19 protein-coding genes are annotated in these 19,227 nt (G+C 68.4%); 10 read left to right on the top strand and 9 right to left on the bottom strand.

What is annotated here, in order from left to right:
- The first annotated feature begins 22 nt into the window (after positions 1 to 22).
- Positions 23 to 1,759: an SDR family oxidoreductase gene (locus ACNQVK_RS17105; protein WP_418030463.1), complete on the top strand. Its 1,737-nt coding sequence runs from the start codon at positions 23 to 25 to the stop codon at positions 1,757 to 1,759.
- 4 nt (positions 1,760 to 1,763) lie between these two features.
- Here the strand turns inward: ACNQVK_RS17105 and ACNQVK_RS17110 are convergent, their stop codons facing one another.
- The 3 genes from ACNQVK_RS17110 to ACNQVK_RS17120 all read right to left on the bottom strand — a co-directional run bounded on the left by ACNQVK_RS17110 (position 1,764) and on the right by ACNQVK_RS17120 (position 5,425).
- Complete coding sequence (locus ACNQVK_RS17110; RefSeq protein ID WP_418034189.1) at positions 1,764 to 2,696, bottom strand: lytic murein transglycosylase; 933 nt, start codon at positions 2,694 to 2,696, stop codon at positions 1,764 to 1,766.
- A gap of 52 nt (positions 2,697 to 2,748) precedes the next feature.
- Complete coding sequence (locus ACNQVK_RS17115; protein ID WP_418030464.1) at positions 2,749 to 4,266, bottom strand: leucyl aminopeptidase; 1,518 nt, start codon at positions 4,264 to 4,266, stop codon at positions 2,749 to 2,751.
- A gap of 73 nt (positions 4,267 to 4,339) precedes the next feature.
- Positions 4,340 to 5,425: an adenylate/guanylate cyclase domain-containing protein gene (locus ACNQVK_RS17120; RefSeq protein ID WP_418030465.1), complete on the bottom strand. Its 1,086-nt coding sequence runs from the start codon at positions 5,423 to 5,425 to the stop codon at positions 4,340 to 4,342.
- 54 nt (positions 5,426 to 5,479) lie between these two features.
- Between ACNQVK_RS17120 and gcvT the strand changes: the two genes are divergently transcribed.
- Together gcvT and ACNQVK_RS17130 are read left to right on the top strand one after the other, a co-directional pair.
- Positions 5,480 to 6,577, top strand: a complete 1,098-nt coding sequence (gene gcvT / locus ACNQVK_RS17125; RefSeq protein WP_418030466.1) for a glycine cleavage system aminomethyltransferase GcvT — start codon at positions 5,480 to 5,482, stop codon at positions 6,575 to 6,577.
- A gap of 52 nt (positions 6,578 to 6,629) precedes the next feature.
- Complete coding sequence (locus tag ACNQVK_RS17130; RefSeq protein ID WP_273735140.1) at positions 6,630 to 7,736, top strand: branched-chain amino acid aminotransferase; 1,107 nt, start codon at positions 6,630 to 6,632, stop codon at positions 7,734 to 7,736.
- On the opposite strand, the gene ACNQVK_RS17135 is transcribed toward ACNQVK_RS17130, so the two are convergent.
- From ACNQVK_RS17135 to ACNQVK_RS17150, 4 genes are read right to left on the bottom strand one after another with little or no spacing between them, the layout of a single operon-like run.
- Positions 7,733 to 8,458, bottom strand: a complete 726-nt coding sequence (locus ACNQVK_RS17135) for an adenosylcobinamide-GDP ribazoletransferase (RefSeq protein ID WP_418030467.1) — start codon at positions 8,456 to 8,458, stop codon at positions 7,733 to 7,735. The two genes, ACNQVK_RS17130 and ACNQVK_RS17135, sit on opposite strands and share 4 nt — an antisense overlap.
- The gene (cobT, locus tag ACNQVK_RS17140; protein ID WP_418030468.1) at positions 8,455 to 9,516 is read right to left on the bottom strand and encodes a nicotinate-nucleotide--dimethylbenzimidazole phosphoribosyltransferase; all 1,062 of its coding nucleotides are present in this window, start codon (positions 9,514 to 9,516) and stop codon (positions 8,455 to 8,457) included. The genes ACNQVK_RS17135 and cobT overlap by 4 nt, the downstream gene beginning before the upstream one ends.
- Positions 9,513 to 10,055, bottom strand: coding sequence for a bifunctional adenosylcobinamide kinase/adenosylcobinamide-phosphate guanylyltransferase (locus ACNQVK_RS17145; RefSeq protein ID WP_418030469.1), 543 nt, complete (start codon positions 10,053 to 10,055; stop codon positions 9,513 to 9,515). The genes cobT and ACNQVK_RS17145 overlap by 4 nt, the downstream gene beginning before the upstream one ends.
- Positions 10,056 to 10,078: 23 nt before the next feature.
- Positions 10,079 to 10,765, bottom strand: coding sequence for a DUF3043 domain-containing protein (locus tag ACNQVK_RS17150; RefSeq protein ID WP_418030470.1), 687 nt, complete (start codon positions 10,763 to 10,765; stop codon positions 10,079 to 10,081).
- A gap of 180 nt (positions 10,766 to 10,945) precedes the next feature.
- Between ACNQVK_RS17150 and ACNQVK_RS17155 the strand changes: the two genes are divergently transcribed.
- A complete protein-coding gene (locus tag ACNQVK_RS17155; RefSeq protein WP_044523587.1) occupies positions 10,946 to 11,302 on the top strand; it encodes a HesB/IscA family protein in 357 nt (118 codons plus the stop codon).
- 20 nt (positions 11,303 to 11,322) lie between these two features.
- On the opposite strand, the gene ACNQVK_RS17160 is transcribed toward ACNQVK_RS17155, so the two are convergent.
- Positions 11,323 to 11,949, bottom strand: coding sequence for a hypothetical protein (locus tag ACNQVK_RS17160; protein WP_044523589.1), 627 nt, complete (start codon positions 11,947 to 11,949; stop codon positions 11,323 to 11,325).
- A 172-nt stretch (positions 11,950 to 12,121) separates the two neighbouring features.
- Here ACNQVK_RS17160 and ACNQVK_RS17165 point away from each other — a divergent pair, with 172 nt between their 5' ends.
- Positions 12,122 to 13,096: a carbohydrate kinase family protein gene (locus ACNQVK_RS17165; protein ID WP_418030471.1), complete on the top strand. Its 975-nt coding sequence runs from the start codon at positions 12,122 to 12,124 to the stop codon at positions 13,094 to 13,096.
- A gap of 69 nt (positions 13,097 to 13,165) precedes the next feature.
- On the opposite strand, the gene asnB is transcribed toward ACNQVK_RS17165, so the two are convergent.
- Positions 13,166 to 15,139: an asparagine synthase (glutamine-hydrolyzing) gene (asnB, locus tag ACNQVK_RS17170; RefSeq protein WP_418030472.1), complete on the bottom strand. Its 1,974-nt coding sequence runs from the start codon at positions 15,137 to 15,139 to the stop codon at positions 13,166 to 13,168.
- Between the two features lie 190 nt (positions 15,140 to 15,329).
- Between asnB and ACNQVK_RS17175 the strand changes: the two genes are divergently transcribed.
- The 5 genes from ACNQVK_RS17175 (at position 15,330) to ACNQVK_RS17195 (ending at position 19,223) form a co-directional block, all read left to right on the top strand.
- A complete protein-coding gene (locus tag ACNQVK_RS17175) occupies positions 15,330 to 16,367 on the top strand; it encodes a cytochrome c oxidase subunit II (protein WP_418030473.1) in 1,038 nt (345 codons plus the stop codon).
- 12 nt (positions 16,368 to 16,379) lie between these two features.
- Positions 16,380 to 16,799, top strand: coding sequence for a cytochrome c oxidase subunit 4 (locus ACNQVK_RS17180; protein ID WP_044523615.1), 420 nt, complete (start codon positions 16,380 to 16,382; stop codon positions 16,797 to 16,799).
- Between the two features lie 184 nt (positions 16,800 to 16,983).
- Positions 16,984 to 17,862 (top strand): MmpS family transport accessory protein, encoded by an 879-nt coding sequence (locus ACNQVK_RS17185; protein ID WP_418030474.1) that lies wholly within the window; start codon positions 16,984 to 16,986, stop codon positions 17,860 to 17,862.
- Positions 17,862 to 18,446, top strand: a complete 585-nt coding sequence (locus ACNQVK_RS17190; protein WP_418030475.1) for a DUF2561 family protein — start codon at positions 17,862 to 17,864, stop codon at positions 18,444 to 18,446. The genes ACNQVK_RS17185 and ACNQVK_RS17190 overlap by 1 nt, the downstream gene beginning before the upstream one ends.
- Positions 18,447 to 18,560: 114 nt before the next feature.
- Positions 18,561 to 19,223, top strand: a complete 663-nt coding sequence (locus tag ACNQVK_RS17195) for an LpqN/LpqT family lipoprotein (RefSeq protein WP_418030476.1) — start codon at positions 18,561 to 18,563, stop codon at positions 19,221 to 19,223.
- The last annotated feature ends 4 nt before the right edge of the window (positions 19,224 to 19,227 follow it).

Consider the following 19,227-nt stretch of genomic DNA (forward strand, 5'->3'; position numbering starts at 1 on the left):
ATACCTCGTGGAGGGGTGGACTATGGAGCGCTTCGTCGTCAGCTCGGACGGAACCCGCATCGCGGTTTACGAACAAGGGGATCGGCAGCGCCCCACGCTGGTGATGGCGCACGGATGGCCGGACTCGCACGTGTTGTGGAACGGCGTGACCGGTGAACTGGAAGACCGCTTCCACATCGTGCGGTACGACAATCGCGGTGCCGGCGCCTCGGACGTGCCCAAACCCGTCGCCGCCTACCGCATGGACCGCTTCGCCGACGACCTGTCCGCGGTGATCGACGCCGTCAGTCCCGGCCGTCCCGTGCACGTCTTGGCCCACGACTGGGGATCGGTGGGGGTGTGGGAGTACCTGAGCCGCCCCGAGGCCTCCGAGCGGGTGGCCTCCTTCACGTCGGTATCGGGACCCAGCACCGACCACTACGGCTCGTTCGTGCGCGGTCGGTTGGCCCGTCCGTACCGACCCATCCGGTTCGCCAAGGCGGTGAACCTGGCATCGCGGTTCAGCTACTGGATCCCGTTCTCGGTCCCCGTCGTCGCGCCCGCGCTGATGCGGCGTGGTGCGGCGCGCCGACTGCAGGCCATCGACACCGCGGGTCCCAAATTCCAGTCCGAGACGCTCGACATCGATGCGGCGAACGGGCTGAAGATATACCGCGCCAACGCGATTCGCTCGTTCACGACGTTGCGGAGCGACCACTATGTGACGGTGCCCGTGCAGTTGATCTGCAACGACCACGATCCCGTGGTGCGCGGGCACGGCTATGACGAAGCGTCGAAGTGGGTGCCGTTGCTGTGGCGTCGCGACCTGAAGGCCGGGCACTGGGCCCCGTTCTCGCACTGGCGCGCCATCGCCAACGCGACGGGCGAGCTGATCGATCACATCGAGGGCGCCCCGGCGTCGCGTGCGCTGCGGCGCGCGCAGGTCGGCCGGTCGCGGGAAACCTTCGGCGACACCCTGGTTTCGGTGACCGGTGCCGGCAGCGGCATCGGCCGCGCCACCGCGCTGGCCTTCGCGGCGCAAGGCGCCGAAATCGTGGTCAGCGATATCGACGAAGCGTCCGCCAAGTCCACCGCCAACGAGATCGCCGCGCGCGGCGGAGTGGCGCATGCTTACGGCCTCGACGTGTCCGACGCCGAGGCGGTGGAGAATTTCGTCGAGCAGGTCTGCAGCTCCCACGGCGTGCCCGACGTGGTGGTCAACAACGCCGGAATCGGCCACGGCGGCAAGTTCCTCGACACCCCGGCCGACCAGTACGACCGGGTGCTCGACGTCAATTTCGGCGGAGTCGTCAACTGCTGCAGGTCATTCGCCCGACGCCTGGTCGAGCGCGGAACCGGCGGCCACATCGTCAACGTGGCCTCGATGGCCGCCTATTCGCCGTCGGCGTCGATGAACGCCTACTCCACCAGCAAGGCCGCGGTCTTCATGTTCTCCGACTGCCTGCGCGCCGAATTGGCCTCGGCGGGAGTCGGTTTGACCACGATCTGCCCCGGCGTGATCGACACCAACATCATCGACACCACCCGGTTCGACGTCCCCGCCGACAAGCAGGGTCAGGTCGAGCAGTTGCGGGCCCAGACCAAGAAGGCCTTCGCCGCGCGACGTTACGGGCCGGACAAGGTGGCCAAGGCCATCGTCGCGTCCGTGGCCAAGGGCAAGGCGGTTCGCCCGGTCACTCCCGAGGCCTATGCGGCCTACGGGGTGTCGCGACTGGTGCCGTCGGCGCTGCGCCGGGCGGCACGGTCGGGCTCGCTCTAAACCGTTACTGCGGGTGCGCCGCGAGGTAATCGCCGACCGGTATCGGCGATTCGGCGGCGTACCCGATGGGCAGCAGCACGTCGCCTGCGGTGGAGACGTAATACACGTCCCAGCGGTAGAACGCGCCGAGGGCCGCCGGATCGGCCGCCATCGCGGCGGCGTAGTCGTTGACCGCCCGCACGTACGCGTCAGCGTTGTTGTACCGGAACAGGGCGTGATCCGGATTGTTCGCAAAATTGTTGGCGGCCAGGTAATTACCGGCTGCCATGATGCTGTCCCGGGGTGAGTGGATATCGCCGCCCATGCCGTAGGCCGCAAACGTCGACGGCATGAACTGCATCGGCCCCTGGGCGCCGGCCGAACTGGCACCGGTCACGCTGCCGAAGTGCGTCTCGATCAGGTTGATCGCGGCGAGGTGGCTCCAGCCGACGCCGGATGCGGCTTCGGCGTCGCGGTAGGCGGCCAGCAGCTCCTCAACCGGCGGCGGGGACTTGATCCGCCATGCGGGAAGGGTGTCCCGGGGTTCGGCCAGCGTGGCGAGTTGCCGCCGCGCATCGACGTTGCGGTCGTAGAACGCGACCAGTTCGGCGGGGATGCGGGGCCGGATGATCCCGTCCCAGTCGGGGTGACGGCCGATCGCGCGGTAGGCCACCTGTTGGCGGCGGGCGGCCTGCGTCAGGGCCGGCTCCGGTGTCGACGGGTCGCGCAGCGCCCGCTCATCGGCAACGAGATCGTCCGCCAGCCGGACGGGGTCCGGAGCCAGGCGCGGCTGGGCACCGGCCGGGGCGGCCGGTGTGGGGGTAGGTGTCGTCGTCGCAGCCGTCGCCGAGGTCGTGCTCGGGGGAGCGGCAGGAGGCGGGCTCGATGACCCGGAACACCCGGCGAGCACGGCACCCGAGGTGAACAGGATCGCGAGATTGCGAAGGAATCTCGCGATCGTGTTCACATCGGGCGTGCGCACTGTCCAACCCTCCGAAGCCGTGGCTCGATCAGCCGTTCGCGGCGATGTCCTCCAGGACCGCGAACATCGTGCGCGTCGGCACACCGGTGCCGCCCTTGGGGGTGTAACCCCATGGGCCCCCGGTGTTGTAGGCCGGTGCGGCGATGTCGATGTGGGTCCACTGGACGCCGTCGGCGACGAACTCGCGCAGGTACGTGCCTGCCACGAGCATCCCGGCATAGCGCGACCCACTGACGTTGGCCAGGTCGGCCACCGTGGATTTCAGATCGTCCTTCAGTTCCTCGGGAAGCGGCATCGCCCAACCGTTTTCACCGACGGACTGCGACAGCGTCGCGACCCGGTCGCGGAACTCTTCGCTGCCCATCACGCCCGGCGTGCGGGAACCCAGCGCGACCGTCTGCGCACCGGTCAGCGTCGAGGTCTCGATCAGGTAATCCGGGTCGTCCTCGCAGGCCCGCACGATCGCGTCGGCCAGGATCAGCCGGCCCTCGGCATCGGTGTTGAGCACTTCGACCGTGATCCCGCCGTACTGGGTGAGCACGTCGCCCGGGCGCTGCGCGGTCGCCGACGGCATGTTCTCGGCCATCGGCACGGTAGCGATGACCTCGATCGGCAGTTTCTGCGTGGCGGCCAGCACCACGGTGGCGATGACCGCCGCCGCGCCGCCCATGTCCGAGGTCATGTGGTGCATGTTGGCGGCCGGCTTGATCGAGATGCCGCCGGTGTCGAAGGTGATGCCCTTGCCGACCAGCGCGACGCGCTTGCTCTTCTTGCCGGCGCCGCGGTGGATCAACCGCACCAGACGCGGCGGGCGCGAGGACCCCTTGCCGACCCCCACGATGCCGCCGTAGCCCGCCTTGGCCAGGGCCTTGTCGTCGAGTACCTCGACCTCAAGCCCGGTGGCCTCACCCAAAGCCTTTGCCTGCTTGGCGAATTCGTCGGGGAACAGGTGGCTGGGCGGGGTGTTGACGAAGTCCCGGGCGATCGCGACGGCCGAAGCGATGTCCTCGGCGCGCTGCGCCTGCGCCTTTGCCGCCTTGGTGTCGGCGGTCAGTGCGGTGATCGCGGTCAGGCCGGCGTCTTTGGGTGCGGTCTTGGCGCTGCGGAAGTCGCTGAAACGGTAGGCGCCCAGGATCAGGCCCTCGACGGCGGCTTCCAGATTGATGTCGGACAGCGTGGTGATGACTGCCTCGGTGCCGTTCAGTGATCGCGCGGCGGTGCCGGCGGCCCGGCGGATCAGGTCGGCGGGCCACTCGTCGCGCGGCTTGCCCAGGCCGACGGCCAGCACGCTGGCAGCCGCGACACCACCCACCACCACCCTGGTGACCTGATCGGTGCCGCCCTTCGCGCCGAGCGCGGTGAGCGCGACCTCGATCTCGCCGACCGCCTCGGCGTCGAGGAACGGGTTGGCGACGACGGTGGCTGTTGCGTCGTCATCCTGCCCGCTGACCACGGGAACGATCAGCACTGCGTCGCTCTTGCGTTTGGGCAGCGACGCACTGACGGTGACGTTGGGAACCTGGTAACCGGGATTTGCGGAGCTCACCCCGCCCACCCTAGTCAGGCTGTCGCGGGCTCACCGGGTACGCCGTTGCCGGGTCGTCGCCCTCTGCGGCATCTCAACGCGGCAGGTACAGCGGATACGCCGTGACCGGGGCGGCGAAACCCTTCAGGGTGAGCGAGCGAGGCGGCGCGAACGCCTGCCCGTCGAGGAGTTCACGCAGCGGCTCGGACACCAGGACCTGGCTGGGGTCGGCGGCGGCGACGAGGCGGGCCGCCCGATTCACCGAATTGCCGAAGTAGTCGCCGCCGATGGCCAGCACCACGCCGAAGTCGAGTCCGGCGCGCACCTGCAGGTGGGTCTCGGCCGCACGCGGGTGGGTCACCAGGTCGACGGCGACCTGGAGCAGGTCGGCGGGTTCGGAGCCGACCCACATGATGGCGTCCCCGATGAACTTGACGACGCGGCAGCCGGCGGAGTGCACGATCTCGGTGCTGGTGGCGCTGAACTCGTTGAGCAGCGCCGACAGTTCGGCGGACGTCAACATCTGGGTGAGTGCGGTGAACCCGGACAGGTCGGCAAAACCGATGCCGCACAACACATTCGACGAGTCGTCGCGGACCACGTGCTCGAAGTAGCTGCGCGCACTCATCACATGGTGGCGGTGCACGGCATCGATCATCGAGCCGATTCGTGGGATGAACCCGGCGGCGGCCCGGTATGCCCTGGCAGTGGTGAGCTCGTCGTGGCTGACGTTGAGCTGGATGTCGGGGGTACTGGCCCGGCTCATCGCCGACAGGGCTTCGGCCAGGCGGGCCATGCCCGAACCGATCACCCGCAGCAGGCCGGTGGCCTCGACATCGCCGACGAGCACCCGCAACTCCACCCAGGTGCGCAAGGTCTCCAGATCGGCCCGGCTCAGCGTCTTCACCTCGCAGCCGGCCACCGTCAGGCCCAGCGCGGCCCACGCCCGCTGTACATCCTCCAGCGGGACATCGAGCTCGGCGGCCACATCGGCCAGACAGTATTCCGGCGGCCCCGACCACTGCAGGACATCCCCGGCCAGCCCGAACAACCGGCCGCGGGACTCGGCCTCGATCATCTGCTCGGCGGTGAAACCCAGCCCGTCGAGGTACTCGATGAGCGGGGCACGGTCCCGCGCATCGGTGATCCCGGCGGCGGCCAGTGCATCGAAATCGACCACCAGACCAGTGTGCAATTCGGCGGGCCGTTCCGGCAGGCAGTTTAGGGTGAATCCGTGACTGACGACCTGCTGCACGGACCGCTGGAAGACCGCCACCGCGAACTGGGAGCCAGTTTCGCCGAGTTCGGTGGCTGGCTGATGCCGGTGTCCTACGCCGGGACCGTCTCCGAACACAACGCCACGCGCGACACTGTCGGCCTCTTCGACGTCAGCCACCTCGGAAAGGCGCTGGTCAAAGGACCCGGTGCGGCGGCCTACGTCAACTCGGCCCTCACCAACGACCTGAACCGCATCGGACCGGGCAAGGCGCAGTACACGCTGTGCTGCACCGAGTCCGGGGGTGTGATCGACGATCTGATCGCCTACTACGTCTCCGACGACGAGATCTTCCTGGTGCCCAACGCCGCCAACACCGCGGCCGTCGTGGCCGAACTGCAGAAGAACGCCCCCGATGGGCTGACCATCACCGACGAGCACCGCTCGTATGCGGTGCTGGCGGTGCAGGGGCCGAAATCCGGCGAGGTGCTCGAGGCGCTGGGACTGCCCACCGAGATGGACTACATGGGTTACGCCGACGCCGAGTACGACGGCGTGTTCGTGCGGGTGTGCCGCACCGGCTACACCGGTGAACACGGCTACGAGCTGCTGCCGGCGTGGGACCGCGCCGGCGTGGTGTTCGACGCCCTGGTGGCGGCCGTGCGCGCGGCCGGCGGCGAACCCGCGGGCCTGGGTGCCCGCGACACCCTGCGCACCGAGATGGGCTACCCGCTGCACGGCCACGAGCTGTCCCTCGACATCTCGCCGCTGCAGGCCCGCTGCGGCTGGGCGATCGGTTGGAAGAAGGACGCGTTCTGGGGGCGGGACGCGCTGCTGGCCGAGAAGGAGGCAGGCCCGGCCCGGGTGCTGCGCGGCCTCAAGGCGGTCGGCCGCGGGGTGCTGCGCGCCGATCTCGCGGTGCTCGACGGGGACACCCGGATCGGCACCACGACGTCGGGGACGTTCTCGCCGTCACTGAAAGTCGGTATCGCGCTGGCACTCATCGACACCGCCGACGACATCGCCGACGGGCAGCGGGTGAGCGTGGACGTGCGTGGCCGCGCCGTCGAATGCGAAGTGGTCAAGCCACCGTTCGTGGCCCCGCACACCCGCTGAGGCCCCGCTCCCGCGTGGGAAAACGTTAGCGCTCGGGCGATACAATCGCTGCATGACTAGCGGCCATCTCGAGTTCACGGTTTCAGCCAACGCGAATCCGGCGACCGATGCGGTACGCGAATCCATTCTGGCCAACCCCGGCTTCGGCAAGTTCCACACCGACCACATGGTGGCCATCGACTACACCGCCGGGCAGGGCTGGCACGACCCGCAGGTGATCCCGTACGGGCCGATCGAACTCGATCCCTCGGCCATCGTCCTGCACTACGCGCAGGAAGTGTTCGAGGGGCTCAAGGCCTACCGCTGGGCGGACGGCTCGATCGTGTCGTTCCGGCCGGAGTCCAACGCGGCGCGGCTGCAGGCCTCGTCTCGGCGGCTGGCCATCCCGGAACTTCCCGAGGACGTGTTCATCGAATCGCTGCGCCAGCTCATCGCGGTCGACGAGAAGTGGGTCCCCGCGGCCGGGGGCGAGGAGTCTCTGTACCTGCGGCCGTTCGTGATCGCCACCGAGCCGGGCCTGGGCGTGCGTCCGGCCAACGAGTACCGCTACCTGGTGATCGGTTCGCCGGCAGGGGCGTACTTCAAGGGCGGCATCAAGCCGGTCAGCGTGTGGCTGTCGCACGAGTACGTGCGCGCCTCACCGGGGGGCACCGGTGCGGCCAAGTTCGGCGGCAATTACGCGGCGTCGCTGCTCGCGCAGGCACAGGCCGCCGACAACGGATGCGATCAGGTGGTTTGGCTGGACGCGCTCGAGCGTCGCTACGTCGAGGAGATGGGCGGGATGAACCTGTTCTTCGTCTTCGGCAGCGGCGGTTCGGCCCGGCTCGTCACGCCTGAGTTGTCCGGTTCGCTGTTGCCGGGTATCACACGAGATTCCTTGCTGCAGTTGGCCACCGATGCCGGCTTCGCGGTCGAAGAACGCAAGATCGACGTCGCCGAATGGCAGAAGAAGGCCGCGGCGGGCGAGATCACCGAGGTGTTCGCCTGCGGCACCGCCGCGGTGATCACCCCGGTCTCACACGTCAAGTACGCGGACGGCGAGTTCACCATCGCCGACGGGCAACCGGGCGAGATCACCATGGCCCTGCGCGACACCCTGACGGGAATCCAGCGGGGCACCTTCGCCGATACGCACGGCTGGATGGCCCGGCTGAACTAGCCGATCGCCAACCCGAGCGCGACGATCGTCGTCGTCACCTCGACGGCCGCGCCGAGCACGTCGCCGGTGATGCCGCCGAACCGTCGCACGCAGTGAGCCACCAGCAGCGCCGAACAGCCGATCGCGACCAGCACCACGACCGGGCCCTGCCACATCCGCGGGCCCGCCCATGCGGCCAACGCGGCGACGGCGATCACCCAGGCCGCCACCACGGCGACCGGCTGGGTGCCGGCCACCGCGCCGCCCAGTGAGCTGCCCGTGGCCGCGGGCACCGAACGCCGGCAGGCGAGCACCGCCGCGACCCGGCCCGCGGTGACGGCGATGACGATGGCTGTCGCGTTGAGCTGAGCGAATGTGAATGTCTGACAACCGATCACGACGATCACCGCGGCGACACCGAAGGGGCCGGCCGAGCCGTCCCGCATCACGGCCAGCGCCTTCTCCGGCGGGCCGTAACAACCCAGGCCGTCGACCGTGTCGCAGAACCCGTCGATGTGCAGCCCTCGGGTGGCCAGCAAGAGAACGGCGACCGCCAGCAGGCCGGGCAGTGCACTTCCGATGCCGAACGCCCACTGGCCGCCGGCCACGATCGCTGCCGCCAGCCCGCCGAGCGCCAGCCCAACCACCGGCAGGGCCGTGAGTGCGCCCCGGCCGACGCCGGCCGAAGTTCGTACCGGCAGCACCGTGCCGAATGCGAATGCCCCGCCGAGAGCGGCGATCATGGCTTCTCTTCGGAGATTCCGGCCTCGTCGAAGGTGGCCATCGAGGCCAGGGTGGCGATGGCGGCCCGCACGATCGGCAACGCCACGGCGGCGCCGGTGCCCTCGCCCAGCCGCATGCCGAGGTCGACGATCGGCTCGAGCCTCAGGTGTGACAGCGCCAGGCTGTGGGCCGGCTCCGTCGAGCGGTGCCCGGCCTGCCACCAGGCACGCGCACCCGGTGCCAACTCCTCGGCCACCAGGGCCGCGGCCGTCACCACCAAGCCGTCCAGGAGAACCGGGGTGCGCCGGACGGCGGCCTGGGCGAGGAATCCAGCCATGGCAGCCAGGTCGGCGCCGCCGCACACGCGCAGCAGTCCCAGCGGATCGCGTGTCACGTCGCGGGCCCGGTACAGCGCGTCACGCACGGCGGCCGCCTTGCGCATCCAGCCGAGGTCGTCGATGCCGGTGCCGCGGCCCACCGCCGCAACCGGCTCGGTGCCCGTCAGCGCGGCGACCAAAGTCGTTGCAGCCGTGGTATTTCCGATGCCCATGTCGCCCGCGATGAGCAGGTCGGCACCGGCGTCGACCTCGTCGTCGGCGATCTGGCGTCCCGCGTCCACCGCTGCCGCGGTCTCCTCGGCGCTGAGTGCGTCCTCCACCGCGATGTTGCCCGAACCGCGGCGCACCTTGTGGGCGCCGATCGCCGGGGAGAGCGGCTCGTCGCAGTCGACGGCGATGTCGGCCACCCGCACGGTGGCTCCGGACACCTCGGCCAGCACGTTGATCGCGGCACCGCCGGCGTCGAAGTTGGCCACCATCTGTCCGGTCACCGCGGACGGGAACGCGGATACCCCCGCGGCCGTGACTCCGTGGTCGGCGGCGAAAACCACCACACGTGCCCGGGTGAGCGGGCGCGGCGGGCATTCGCCCTGGCACGAGGCCGCCCAGATCGAGAGTTCCTCGAGACGGCCCAGTGCGCCGGGTGGTTTGGTGAGCCGGGCCTGGCGGGCCCGCGCCGCCGCGGCGACGTCGGCATCCGGTGCGGCGACCGGGGGGAAGGCCGCATCGAATTCGGTCATGACGGCTCCTTCACCGTGAGCGGTTGGCCGGCCACCACCAGCACCACGCGGTCGCACACCGCGGCCAGGCGCTGGTTGACCGTGCCCAGTTCGTCGGCGAACCGGCGTCCCGCCTCGGTGGCGGGGACCACGGTCAGCCCGACCTCGGGGCTGACCAGTACCAGGGGAGCGGTGAACGCGTCCACCGCTTGGGCGAGCGCGTCGACCTCGGGGCCCACGGCTGCTCCGGTCCACGCGCCGAGGCGGTCCATCGTCGCTGTCAGCCAGCCGCCGATGTCATCGACGAGGGTTGCGGTGCGCGGTGCGTGCGGGTCAGCAGTCAAGGCCGCCACAAGATCGCAGGTCTCGACGGTGTGCCAGTGCGCGGGACGACGGGCCTGATGCGCATCCACGCGCCGGGCCCAGGCCGGATCGCCGTCGGCGGCGGGCCCGGTGGCCAGGTAACGCACCGGCGTGCCGTCCCCGGCGGTGCGCGTCACGGCCGCTTCGGCCCACTGGGATTTGCCGGATCGGATGCCGCCGAGCACCAGTGTGCGCACTCCTCAGGCCACCTGAAAGGGCATCAAGAGATCTTGTCGCCGCGGTTGACCACCGGCCGCGGCGCCCGCATACGGCGCAGCTGCGACGCCCGGCTGGCCGCGTAAAGCCCGAGCTTCCAACCGCTTTCGGTGTTGCCGGGGAACTTCTCGTCCACCATGTGGTTCACCTTGCGGCCGACGATCAACCCGTCGATCAGCATGATGACGACCAGGATCAGCATCGCGTAGGACAGCATCTGCTGGAACTTCAGCGACGGCAGCGCGAGCATGAAGAAGATCATCGCCAGGGCGGCGGGCATGAACAGGCCCAGCACGTTGCGGCGGGAGTCGACGACGTCGCGCACATAGCGGCGGACCGGACCCTTGTCGCGGGGGAGCAGGTAGGACTCGTCGCCGGCCATCATCTTCTCGCGGCGGTCGGCCATGTCGGCGCGGCGGGTGAGCCGCTCGATCTTGCGGTCTTCCTTGGACAGCTTCGGCCCGCGCAGCTCCTTGCGGCGCTGACGTGCCTCGGCGGACGTCAGGGGCGCGGGCGCGACAGGGCCGCGCCGCTTGGTGGCCTCGCTCCGCTTGGGCGTCGGCCTGCCCTTGGGGGCGGTGCTCGGGGCGGCGCCGCCGGCTGTCGATTCGGCGGCCCCGTCGACATTCGTGACCTGGTCGGTCACGGCGGGTTCGCCTTCGTTGTCCTTCTTACGGCCCAGCAGCTTCACGCCAGCCAGGTTACTGCCCGCCGCAGGTGGCCTGGCCACATGCCCCGGCCTGTGGATAAGTCGGGAATAGCGGCGGAACAAGGTACCGTTGAGGTAGTAGACGCGCGGTACGTCCACGCGTTTCCTATGTACTTCAGCTGTACCGGCATCAGAGATGCCCAGGGATGCTTAGGGAGAGCTATGACTGTTCAGGACGCCAGCACCACCGAAACCCACGGTGCGACCCTGTCCGACGCTGCGGCGACGAAGGCGAAGGCGCTGCTGGACCAGGAAGGCCGCGACGACCTCGCATTGCGTATCGCGGTGCAGCCGGGCGGCTGTGCCGGACTGCGCTACAACCTGTTCTTCGACGACCGCACCCTCGACGGTGACCTCACCAGCGAGTTCGGCGGTGTCAAGCTGGTCGTGGACCGGATGAGCGCGCCGTACATCCAGGGCGCCACCATCGACTTCGTCGACTCCATCGAGAAGCAGGGCTTCACGATCGACAACCCGAATGCCACCGGCTCCTGCGCCTGCGGCGACTCCTTCAACTGACGTGAGCTGACGGCCGGCGGTCAGTACTGACCGCTGGTGCGCAGCACGTACGAGCACACGAGAACCTGCTCGTCTCTCCCGTCTCTTTTCACCAGTAGCTGTGCCACACCCTGTTGCTGCTCATCGACGGCGCGCTGTCCGCGGGTGGAGCCGCTGGCCGGTGCGACGCGCATGGTGAACAGCACCTGAGCCTGCGTGGTGGACCACGGCACGTTCGCGTCGATCCCCGTCACCTCGACCTGGCTGAACTGCTTGCGGAATGCGTCGCTGGCCAGTCCTGCCACCGCCAGATCGGCCTTGCGGTCCTTGACCCCGTCGTACAGCCCGCACAGCGTGTGACGCGCGACAGCTTCGTCATCCCCGTCGAGCAGCGCATTGAGGTATTCCTGGATCGCGGCCTGGGCACGGGCGTCGGAGACCACGACAGGCCCGGCAGGTCCGCGCCGGCCCGCCACCAGCACGGCGGTCAGCACACCCGCGAGTGCGGCCAGCACCAACAGCCCCGCCACGATCTTGGGCCAGCGCCGCCGCGTCGGGTAGGGCACCGGCGGCGGCAGCGTCCCGGGATACGCCGACGGCCCGGACGTCACCTGCTCGGGATACGGCTGAGGCGGAATCTGCTCGGGGTACTGGTAAGAACCAGTCATTGAAGGGCGCTCCCCGCGTGATCTGGAGGTTGGTCAGCCGTCTACGGTGACCGGGAATACGGTTATACGCAGGTTAGCGCAACCCGCGAAGTGCGACCGTGTGCGCAGATCGCCGGCGGGCAACGCGGGTACTGTTATGTAGCCGACTTAACGAAATGAGGGGTGACACCACGTGACCATCGCAGTTACCGGATCTATCGCTACCGACCACCTGATGCGGTTCCCGGGCAAATTCTCCGAGCAACTGCTGGCCGACCACCTGCAGAAGGTGTCGCTGAGCTTCCTGGTCGACGATCTGGTGATCCATCGCGGCGGAGTGGCGGGCAACATGGCCTTCGCGATCGGCATCCTCGGCGGCGACGTCGCGCTGGTCGGCGCCGCCGGTCAGGATTTCGGTGAATACCGGACCTGGCTCGAGGGCGCCAATGTCGACTGCGGCAACGTGCTGATCTCCGAGAGCGCCTACACCGCACGCTTCGTCTGCACCACCGACGAGGACATGGCCCAGATCGCCTCGTTCTACCCCGGCGCCATGTCGGAGGCGCGCAACATCGCGCTGGCCGACCTGGTGAATCGCGTGGGCAAGCCGGAACTGGTGATCATCGGCGCCAACGATCCCGAGGCGATGTTCCTGCACACCGAGGAGTGCCGCAAGCTCGGCGTGGCCTTCGCCGCCGATCCCTCACAGCAGCTGGCCCGGCTCTCCGGCGAGGAGATTCGCAAGCTCATCAACGGTGCCGCCTACCTGTTCACCAACGACTACGAGTGGGATCTGCTACTGCAGAAGTCGGGGTGGAGCGAGGCTCAGGTGATGAGCCAGATCGGCATGCGCGTCACCACACTCGGCGCCAAGGGCGTCGACCTGGTCAGCTCGGACGGCACGTTCGTGCACGTCGACGTGGTGCCCGAGACGCATCAGGCCGACCCCACCGGTATCGGCGACGCGTTCCGCGCGGGCTTCCTGACCGGACGCAGCGCCGGACTGGGCCTTGAGCGCTCCGCCCAACTGGCGTCGCTGGTCGCGGTGCTGGTCCTGGAGTCGACGGGTCCGCAGGAATGGACCTGGGACGCGGCCGAGGCCGTGCAGCGCCTCACCGATGCCTACGGGGCAGAGGCCGGCGCCGAGATCGCCAAAGCTCTGGCCTGATCCGGCCGAACAAACGCAGAATCGCCCCGAAACCACGGTTTCGGGGCGATTCTGCGTTTGTTTTCGCGGTTAGAGCTGGACCGGGTAGTGCGGTTCCTTGATCTGCGGGGTCACGCTGTGCTCCACGAAGATCGCGTGCCACAGCATGAAGATCAGCACGGTCCACAACCGGCGGCTGTGATCGCTGACGCCGCTGCGGTGTTCGTCGAGCATGGTGCGGACCGCGGCGAGGTCGACATACTGCCCGGCTCCCGAGGACGCCGTCATGGCGTAGGCCCAGTCCATCAGCTCACCGGCCCGCAGCCAGTGTCTGATCGGTACCGGGAAGCCCAGCTTGGGCCGGTTCAGCACATGGGCAGGCACGATCGGCTCCAGCGCGCGCCGCAGTGCGTACTTGGTGGTCGAGCGGGTGATCTTCTGGTCGACCGGCAGCCGGGAAGCCACCGCGAACACCTCGGGGTCCAGGAACGGCACCCGCAGCTCCAGCGAGTTGGCCATCGTCATCTTGTCGGCCTTGACCAGGATGTCGCCGCGCAGCCAGGTGAACAGGTCGATGTGCTGCATCCGCGCCACCGGATCCCAGCCCTGCGACGAGGCGTACACCGGGGCGGTGACGTCGGTGTGCGTCCATTCCTGCCGGAAGCCCGGCAGCACCGCGCGCAGCTGCTCGTCGGAGAAGCTGCGGGCATTGCCGTAGTAGCGCTCCTCAAGGGTCAGCGAACCGCGATGCAGCAGGCTCTTGCCCCGCATGCCCTCCGGCAGCGGCTTCGACGCCTTGCCCAGCGATTTGCGCACGGGCCGCGGCAGGTAGTCGAACGGCCTGAGCGACAACGGTTCCCGGTAGATCGTGTAGCCGCCGAACAGCTCGTCGGCACCCTCGCCGGACAACACCACCTTGACGTGCTTGCGCGCCTCACGGGCGATGAAGAACAGCGGCACCAGGGCCGGGTCGGCCACCGGTTCGTCCAGATACCAGACGATCTCGGGCAGTGCCTCGACGAATTCGGCCGGACTGACCACCTTGGCGACGTGCCGGGCGCCGATCGCCTCGGCGGAGGCCACGGCGACATCGACCTCCGAGAAGCCCTCACGCTCGAAGCCGGTGGTGAAGGTGATCAGCCGGGGGTTGTGACGCATCGCCAGCGCCGCGATCGCCGTCGAATCGATGCCGCCGGACAGGAAGGCGCCCACCGTGACATCGGCGCGCATGTGCTTGGCGACAGAATCCTCAAGCGCGGCGGTGATCTCGTCGTACCGGGACTGCTCGGCCCCCTTGACGAACGGCACAGCGTTGAACTTCGGCACGAAGTAGCGGGTCACCTCGGGCCGGCCACCGGGCCGCAGGCGGGCGTAACTGCCCGACTCCAGCCGGCGGATGCCGCGGTGCAGCGTCTCGGGTTCGGGTACGTACTGCAGCACCGTGTAGTGCTGCACCGCCCGTTCGTCGATGCCCAGATCCAGTCCGAGCGGGTCGGCGAGGTCGAGCAGGCACTTCTTCTCGCTACCCACCGCGGTGCCGCCCGGCCCGGTGGCCATGAACAGCGGCTTGATGCCGAACGGGTCCCTGGCGCAGAACAATTCGCGCTCGACGGTGTCCCACAGCGCGAACGCGAACATGCCGCGGAGTCGATTCAGGGCGTCGGTACCCCAGTAGTGGTAGGCCGCGACGATGGCCTCGCCGTCGCCGTCGGTGTGAAATACAGCACCGAACTCGGATCGCAGGGCCTCACGGAGTTCCAGATAGTTGTAGATCTCGCCGTTGAACACGAGCACGTACCGGTCGGGCGCGTCGGCAGGTCCCCATCGCAGCGGCTGGTGGCTGTGCGCGATGTCGATGATCGAGAGCCGGTTGAAGCCGAGGACCACGGTGCCGTCGGGCCCGTCGGTCGTGTCGGCCCAGGTGCCGGGCTCGTCGGGACCCCGGTGACGCATCAGGTGGGAAGCGTTCGCCACCGCGTCGACCAGCTGAGATCCGGCGTCGGGGGAGGCGTCACCCGGGTTGGATCCGGTAGGGGCAGTTACCAAGGCGAGCAGTCCGCACACCGCGCCAGTATGTCTGATCCGGCGGGTCCCCGAGACCACCACCCGGGCCGTTGCGCCAGTCGCTTCGGTCCCGTCGCGACGCCATTCCCGAGTCGCTTCGCTCCCGTGGACCGGCGTGGTCTACGCTGCGTAGTATTCGCAAAACAACGACCGGTCGCGGTCGCGAAATACCGATCTAGGAGGCGCCAACGTGACACCTCGCGGGCTTAAGAAGGTGGCCCGAGCGGCGTTGTTGACCATTGTCCTGGGTGGCTCAGCCCTCTTGCTGAGCGGCTGCAGCTGGCAGGACGCACTCGCGCTCGGTTGGCCGACCGGAATCACCCCAGAGGGCAAACTCAACCGAGAGCTGTGGATCGGCTCCGTGATTGCGTCCTTCGTGGTGGGCGCCATCGTGTGGGCCCTGATCTTCTGGTCGAGTGCATTCCACCGGAAGAAGAAGGGCGACACCGAGCTGCCGCGCCAGTTCGGCTACAACATGCCGCTGGAGCTGGTGCTGACGGTCATCCCGTTCCTCATCATCTCGGTGCTGTTCTACTTCACCGTGGTGGTCCAGGAGCGCATGCTCCACAAGGACCCCAACCCCGAGGTCGTCATCGACGTGACCGCCTTCCAGTGGAACTGGAAGTTCGGCTACCAGAAGATCGACTACGCCGACGGCACATTCGATTACGACGGTGTCGACGCCGAGCGCAAGGCCGCGATGACGTCCAAGCCGGAGGGCAAGGACGAGCACGGCCAGGAGCGCGTCGGCGCGGTGCGCGGCCTCAACCCCGAGGACCGCACCTACCTGAACTTCGACAAGGTCGAGACGCTGGGCACCTCCACGGAGATCCCGGTGCTGGTGCTCCCGGCGGGCAAGCGCGTCGAGTTCGTGCTCAACTCTGCTGACGTGATCCACGGTTTCTGGGTGCCGGAGTTCCTCTTCAAGCGCGACGTGATGCCCGAGCCGAAGGCCAACAACTCGGACAACATCTTCCAGGTCAGCAAGATCGAGCAGACCGGTGCGTTCGTCGGACGCTGCACCGAGATGTGCGGCACCTACCACTCGATGATGAACTTCGAGGTCCGGGTCGTCGAACCCAATGACTTCAAGGCCTACATCGATCAGCGCACGGCAGGCAAGACCAATGCCGAGGCTTTGGCGGCGATCAACCAGGAGCCGTTGGCTGTCACGACCCACCCGTTTGACACCCGACGCGGTGAGCAGGCACCGCAGGCGAGCAAGTAGGGGCTACACGCAATGCATATTGAAGCTCGACTGTTCGAGATCCTCACAGCCTTCTTCGCCCTGTCGGCGGTGCTGTACGGCGTGCTGACGGCGATGTTCGCCACCGGTGGCGTCGAGTGGGCCGGTACCACCGCGCTCGTGCTCACCACCGGCCTGACCTTGATCACCGGCACCTTCTTCCGCTTCGTGGCGCGTCGTCTCGACACCCGCCCCGAGGACTACGAAGACGCCGAGATCAGTGACGGCGCAGGCGAACTCGGTTTCTACTCACCGCACAGCTGGTGGCCCATCCTGATCGCGCTGTCCTTTTCGACCGCGGCGGTTGGCGCTGCCCTGTGGCTGCCCTGGCTGATCGTCGCGGGTGTCTGCTTCGTGTTGATGGCGGTCAGCGGTTTGGTCTTCGAGTACTACTGGGGTCCTGAGAAGCACTGACCCGTCCGGACGTGCCGATTGTGGCCTGGTCAAGGTCACAATCGGGCCGTCACTTCATCCGCCACCGGCAGCGCCGGACTCGCCGGCTTCCTCTCGTTGGGTAATGTTGCCGGGGCACTGTCACCAGCGAACGGTTTCGTCTCGCTCCGCGTGGCAGTGAAGTTGTCGAGAAGGATAGGCGTAGATGAGCGGGCCGAATCCCCCGGAACCGGGTGCCTCCGGTTCTGATTTGCCGGATCAACCCGGAAAGCACTCCGCACCCGAGGAGCCCACGCAGGTCACGGGCGCCGACGCGGATAGCGACGAGACCGAGTTCTACTCACAGGCGTACTCCGCGCCCGAGTCCGAGCAGTTCACCAGTGGGCCGTACGTGCCTTCTGATGTGGCGCTCTACGACTACGACGATTACGACGCGTCGACGGAACTGGTCGACACCTCCCCACCGCCGCGCTGGCCGTGGGTGGTCGGAATCACCGCCATCATCGCGGCGGTCGCCCTGGTGGCTTCGGTGGCCGTCCTGGTCACCCGGGACGACGACACCAGCAACCTGGCGACCCCGCGGCCGAGTACCACCACGTCGGCGCCGCCGGTGCAGGACGAGATCACCACGACGACTCCGCCTCCGCCGCCTCCGCCACCTCCGACGTCGGAGGAGCTTCCGCCCCCGCCACCCCCGGAAACCGTGACGGTGACCGAGCCGCCGCCACCCCCGCCCGCCCCGCCCAGCGAGGCGCCCGCGCCGGCCCCGAACACCACGACGGCGCCGCCGACCACCACCACGACGCATGCCGGACCGCGTCAGGTCACCTATTCGGTGACGGGCACCAAGGCCCCGGGTGACATCATCACCATCACCTACGTCGACGGGAACGGAAACCGGCGCACCCTGCGCAACGTCTACATCCCGTGGACCTTCACGATGACCCCGATCTCCAACTCGGACGTGGGTTCGGTCGAGGCATCCAGCCTGTTCCTGGTCAGCAGGTTGAACTGCTCGATCACAGCCAGCGACGGCACCGTGTTGTCGTCGAACGCCAACAACTCCGCGCAGACTGCCTGCTGATGTCCGGGCCGATCAGCGAACTCGACAACACCGACCGGGTTTTGCTGGGCGCATGCGCCGCGGTCTGGCTGGCTGCGCTGGGTGCCGGGGTGGCCGCTGTCGTCGCCCTGGTGGATCTCGGCCGCAGCCATCCGCAGGGCTCTGAGAGTGCCGACACCCCGTGGGTGCTCTACACCGTGATCGGCCTGTCGGTGCTGGTGATCGCCGGGGCGGTGCCGTTGCTGCTGCGCGCGCGGGCCCAGGCCGACACCCCCCAGCCAGGCGGACGGCGGCCCCAGCCGCCCGCCCGTTCACCGCGCCCGATCGGGGGCAGTTACCGAGCCGCTCCGGTTGCGATGAGTCGCTACACCGCGGGCAACGGTGCGGCGACCGCCGCCACCGAGGCGGTGTGGCTGCGGTTCACCCTGGCGGTCACCTGCGCCATCGGTCTGGGTACCGCGGCCATCGGGCTGGCCACCTATCTGATGGCGACGGGAAGCAATGTGGCGGCCTGGTGCCTCTACGGCCTGGCCGGGTTGGTCACCGCGGGCATCGTCGCGCTGCCGATCCTGGCACTGCGACAGCTGGACACGTTGCCGTCCTGAGCCCGCGCGAGGCCGCAGAGCCTTCCGGGTTTTGCTGCGGAACGCGCGAGCCGGTGCGTAGCCTCGATGTCCAGATGCGGACAGGGGCCAACGACACGGAAGGCGAGGCCGCGCATGAGAAAGCTCTTGGCGGGCTTGGTGGCGGTCGGCGTGAGCGTTTCGCTTGTCGGGTGTGGGACCGAGACCAAGACCGAGCCGACAACCACGGCCCCGACGACCACGAGTGCCGCGGCGGAGCGGCCGAACATCACCGGTCCGCACAAGACGATCAACGACTACATCACCGAGAACAAGATCGCCGAGACACCGTTCAAGCCCGACGACCCCGGCACACCGGATTTCGACTTCCCGTTCCCGCCCGACTGGAGTAGCGCGGGGGACAAGACGCCCGTCTGGGCCTACGGTGCCATCGTCTACGACAAGCCGGCGGACCCGGCCGATCCGCCCGCGATCATCGCCATCGCGTCGAAGCTGGCCGGCGACGTGGATGCGGCCGAGATCCTGGAGTACGCCCCCGGGATGTCGCAGAACCTGCCGGACTACAAGTCGGTCATGGATCCCGAGAAGTCCACGCTGGGTGGCTTCGACGCGATCCGGTCGGCCGGAACCTACACCCACAACGGCGAAGTGCGGGTGATCGCCCAGAAGACCGTGGTCATCCCCGGCAACGACGCCTTGTTCGTGCTGCAGCTCAACGCTGACGCCCCGGAAGGGCAGAAGGACGTGGTGATCGACGCAGCCAAGATCATCGACGAGCAGACCAAGATCACCCCGTAGCGGA

The organism is Mycobacterium sp. 134 (assembly GCF_048282715.1).
GTDB lineage: Bacteria > Actinomycetota > Actinomycetes > Mycobacteriales > Mycobacteriaceae > Mycobacterium > Mycobacterium septicum.

What these genes read in the sequence shown, in the direction of transcription:
- ACNQVK_RS17185 (WP_418030474.1), top strand. Translation starts at nt 16,984, where the DNA reads ATGAGCGGGCCGAATCCCCCGGAACCGGGTGCCTCCGGTTCTGATTTG.
- ACNQVK_RS17130 (WP_273735140.1), top strand. Translation starts at nt 6,630, where the DNA reads ATGACTAGCGGCCATCTCGAGTTCACGGTTTCAGCCAACGCGAATCCG.
- cobT (WP_418030468.1), bottom strand. Translation starts at nt 9,516, where the DNA reads ATGACCGAATTCGATGCGGCCTTCCCCCCGGTCGCCGCACCGGATGCC.
- ACNQVK_RS17155 (WP_044523587.1), top strand. Translation starts at nt 10,946, where the DNA reads ATGACTGTTCAGGACGCCAGCACCACCGAAACCCACGGTGCGACCCTG.
- ACNQVK_RS17160 (WP_044523589.1), bottom strand. Translation starts at nt 11,949, where the DNA reads ATGACTGGTTCTTACCAGTACCCCGAGCAGATTCCGCCTCAGCCGTAT.
- ACNQVK_RS17195 (WP_418030476.1), top strand. Translation starts at nt 18,561, where the DNA reads ATGAGAAAGCTCTTGGCGGGCTTGGTGGCGGTCGGCGTGAGCGTTTCG.
- ACNQVK_RS17190 (WP_418030475.1), top strand. Translation starts at nt 17,862, where the DNA reads ATGTCCGGGCCGATCAGCGAACTCGACAACACCGACCGGGTTTTGCTG.
- ACNQVK_RS17135 (WP_418030467.1), bottom strand. Translation starts at nt 8,458, where the DNA reads ATGATCGCCGCTCTCGGCGGGGCATTCGCATTCGGCACGGTGCTGCCG.
- ACNQVK_RS17105 (WP_418030463.1), top strand. Translation starts at nt 23, where the DNA reads ATGGAGCGCTTCGTCGTCAGCTCGGACGGAACCCGCATCGCGGTTTAC.
- ACNQVK_RS17180 (WP_044523615.1), top strand. Translation starts at nt 16,380, where the DNA reads ATGCATATTGAAGCTCGACTGTTCGAGATCCTCACAGCCTTCTTCGCC.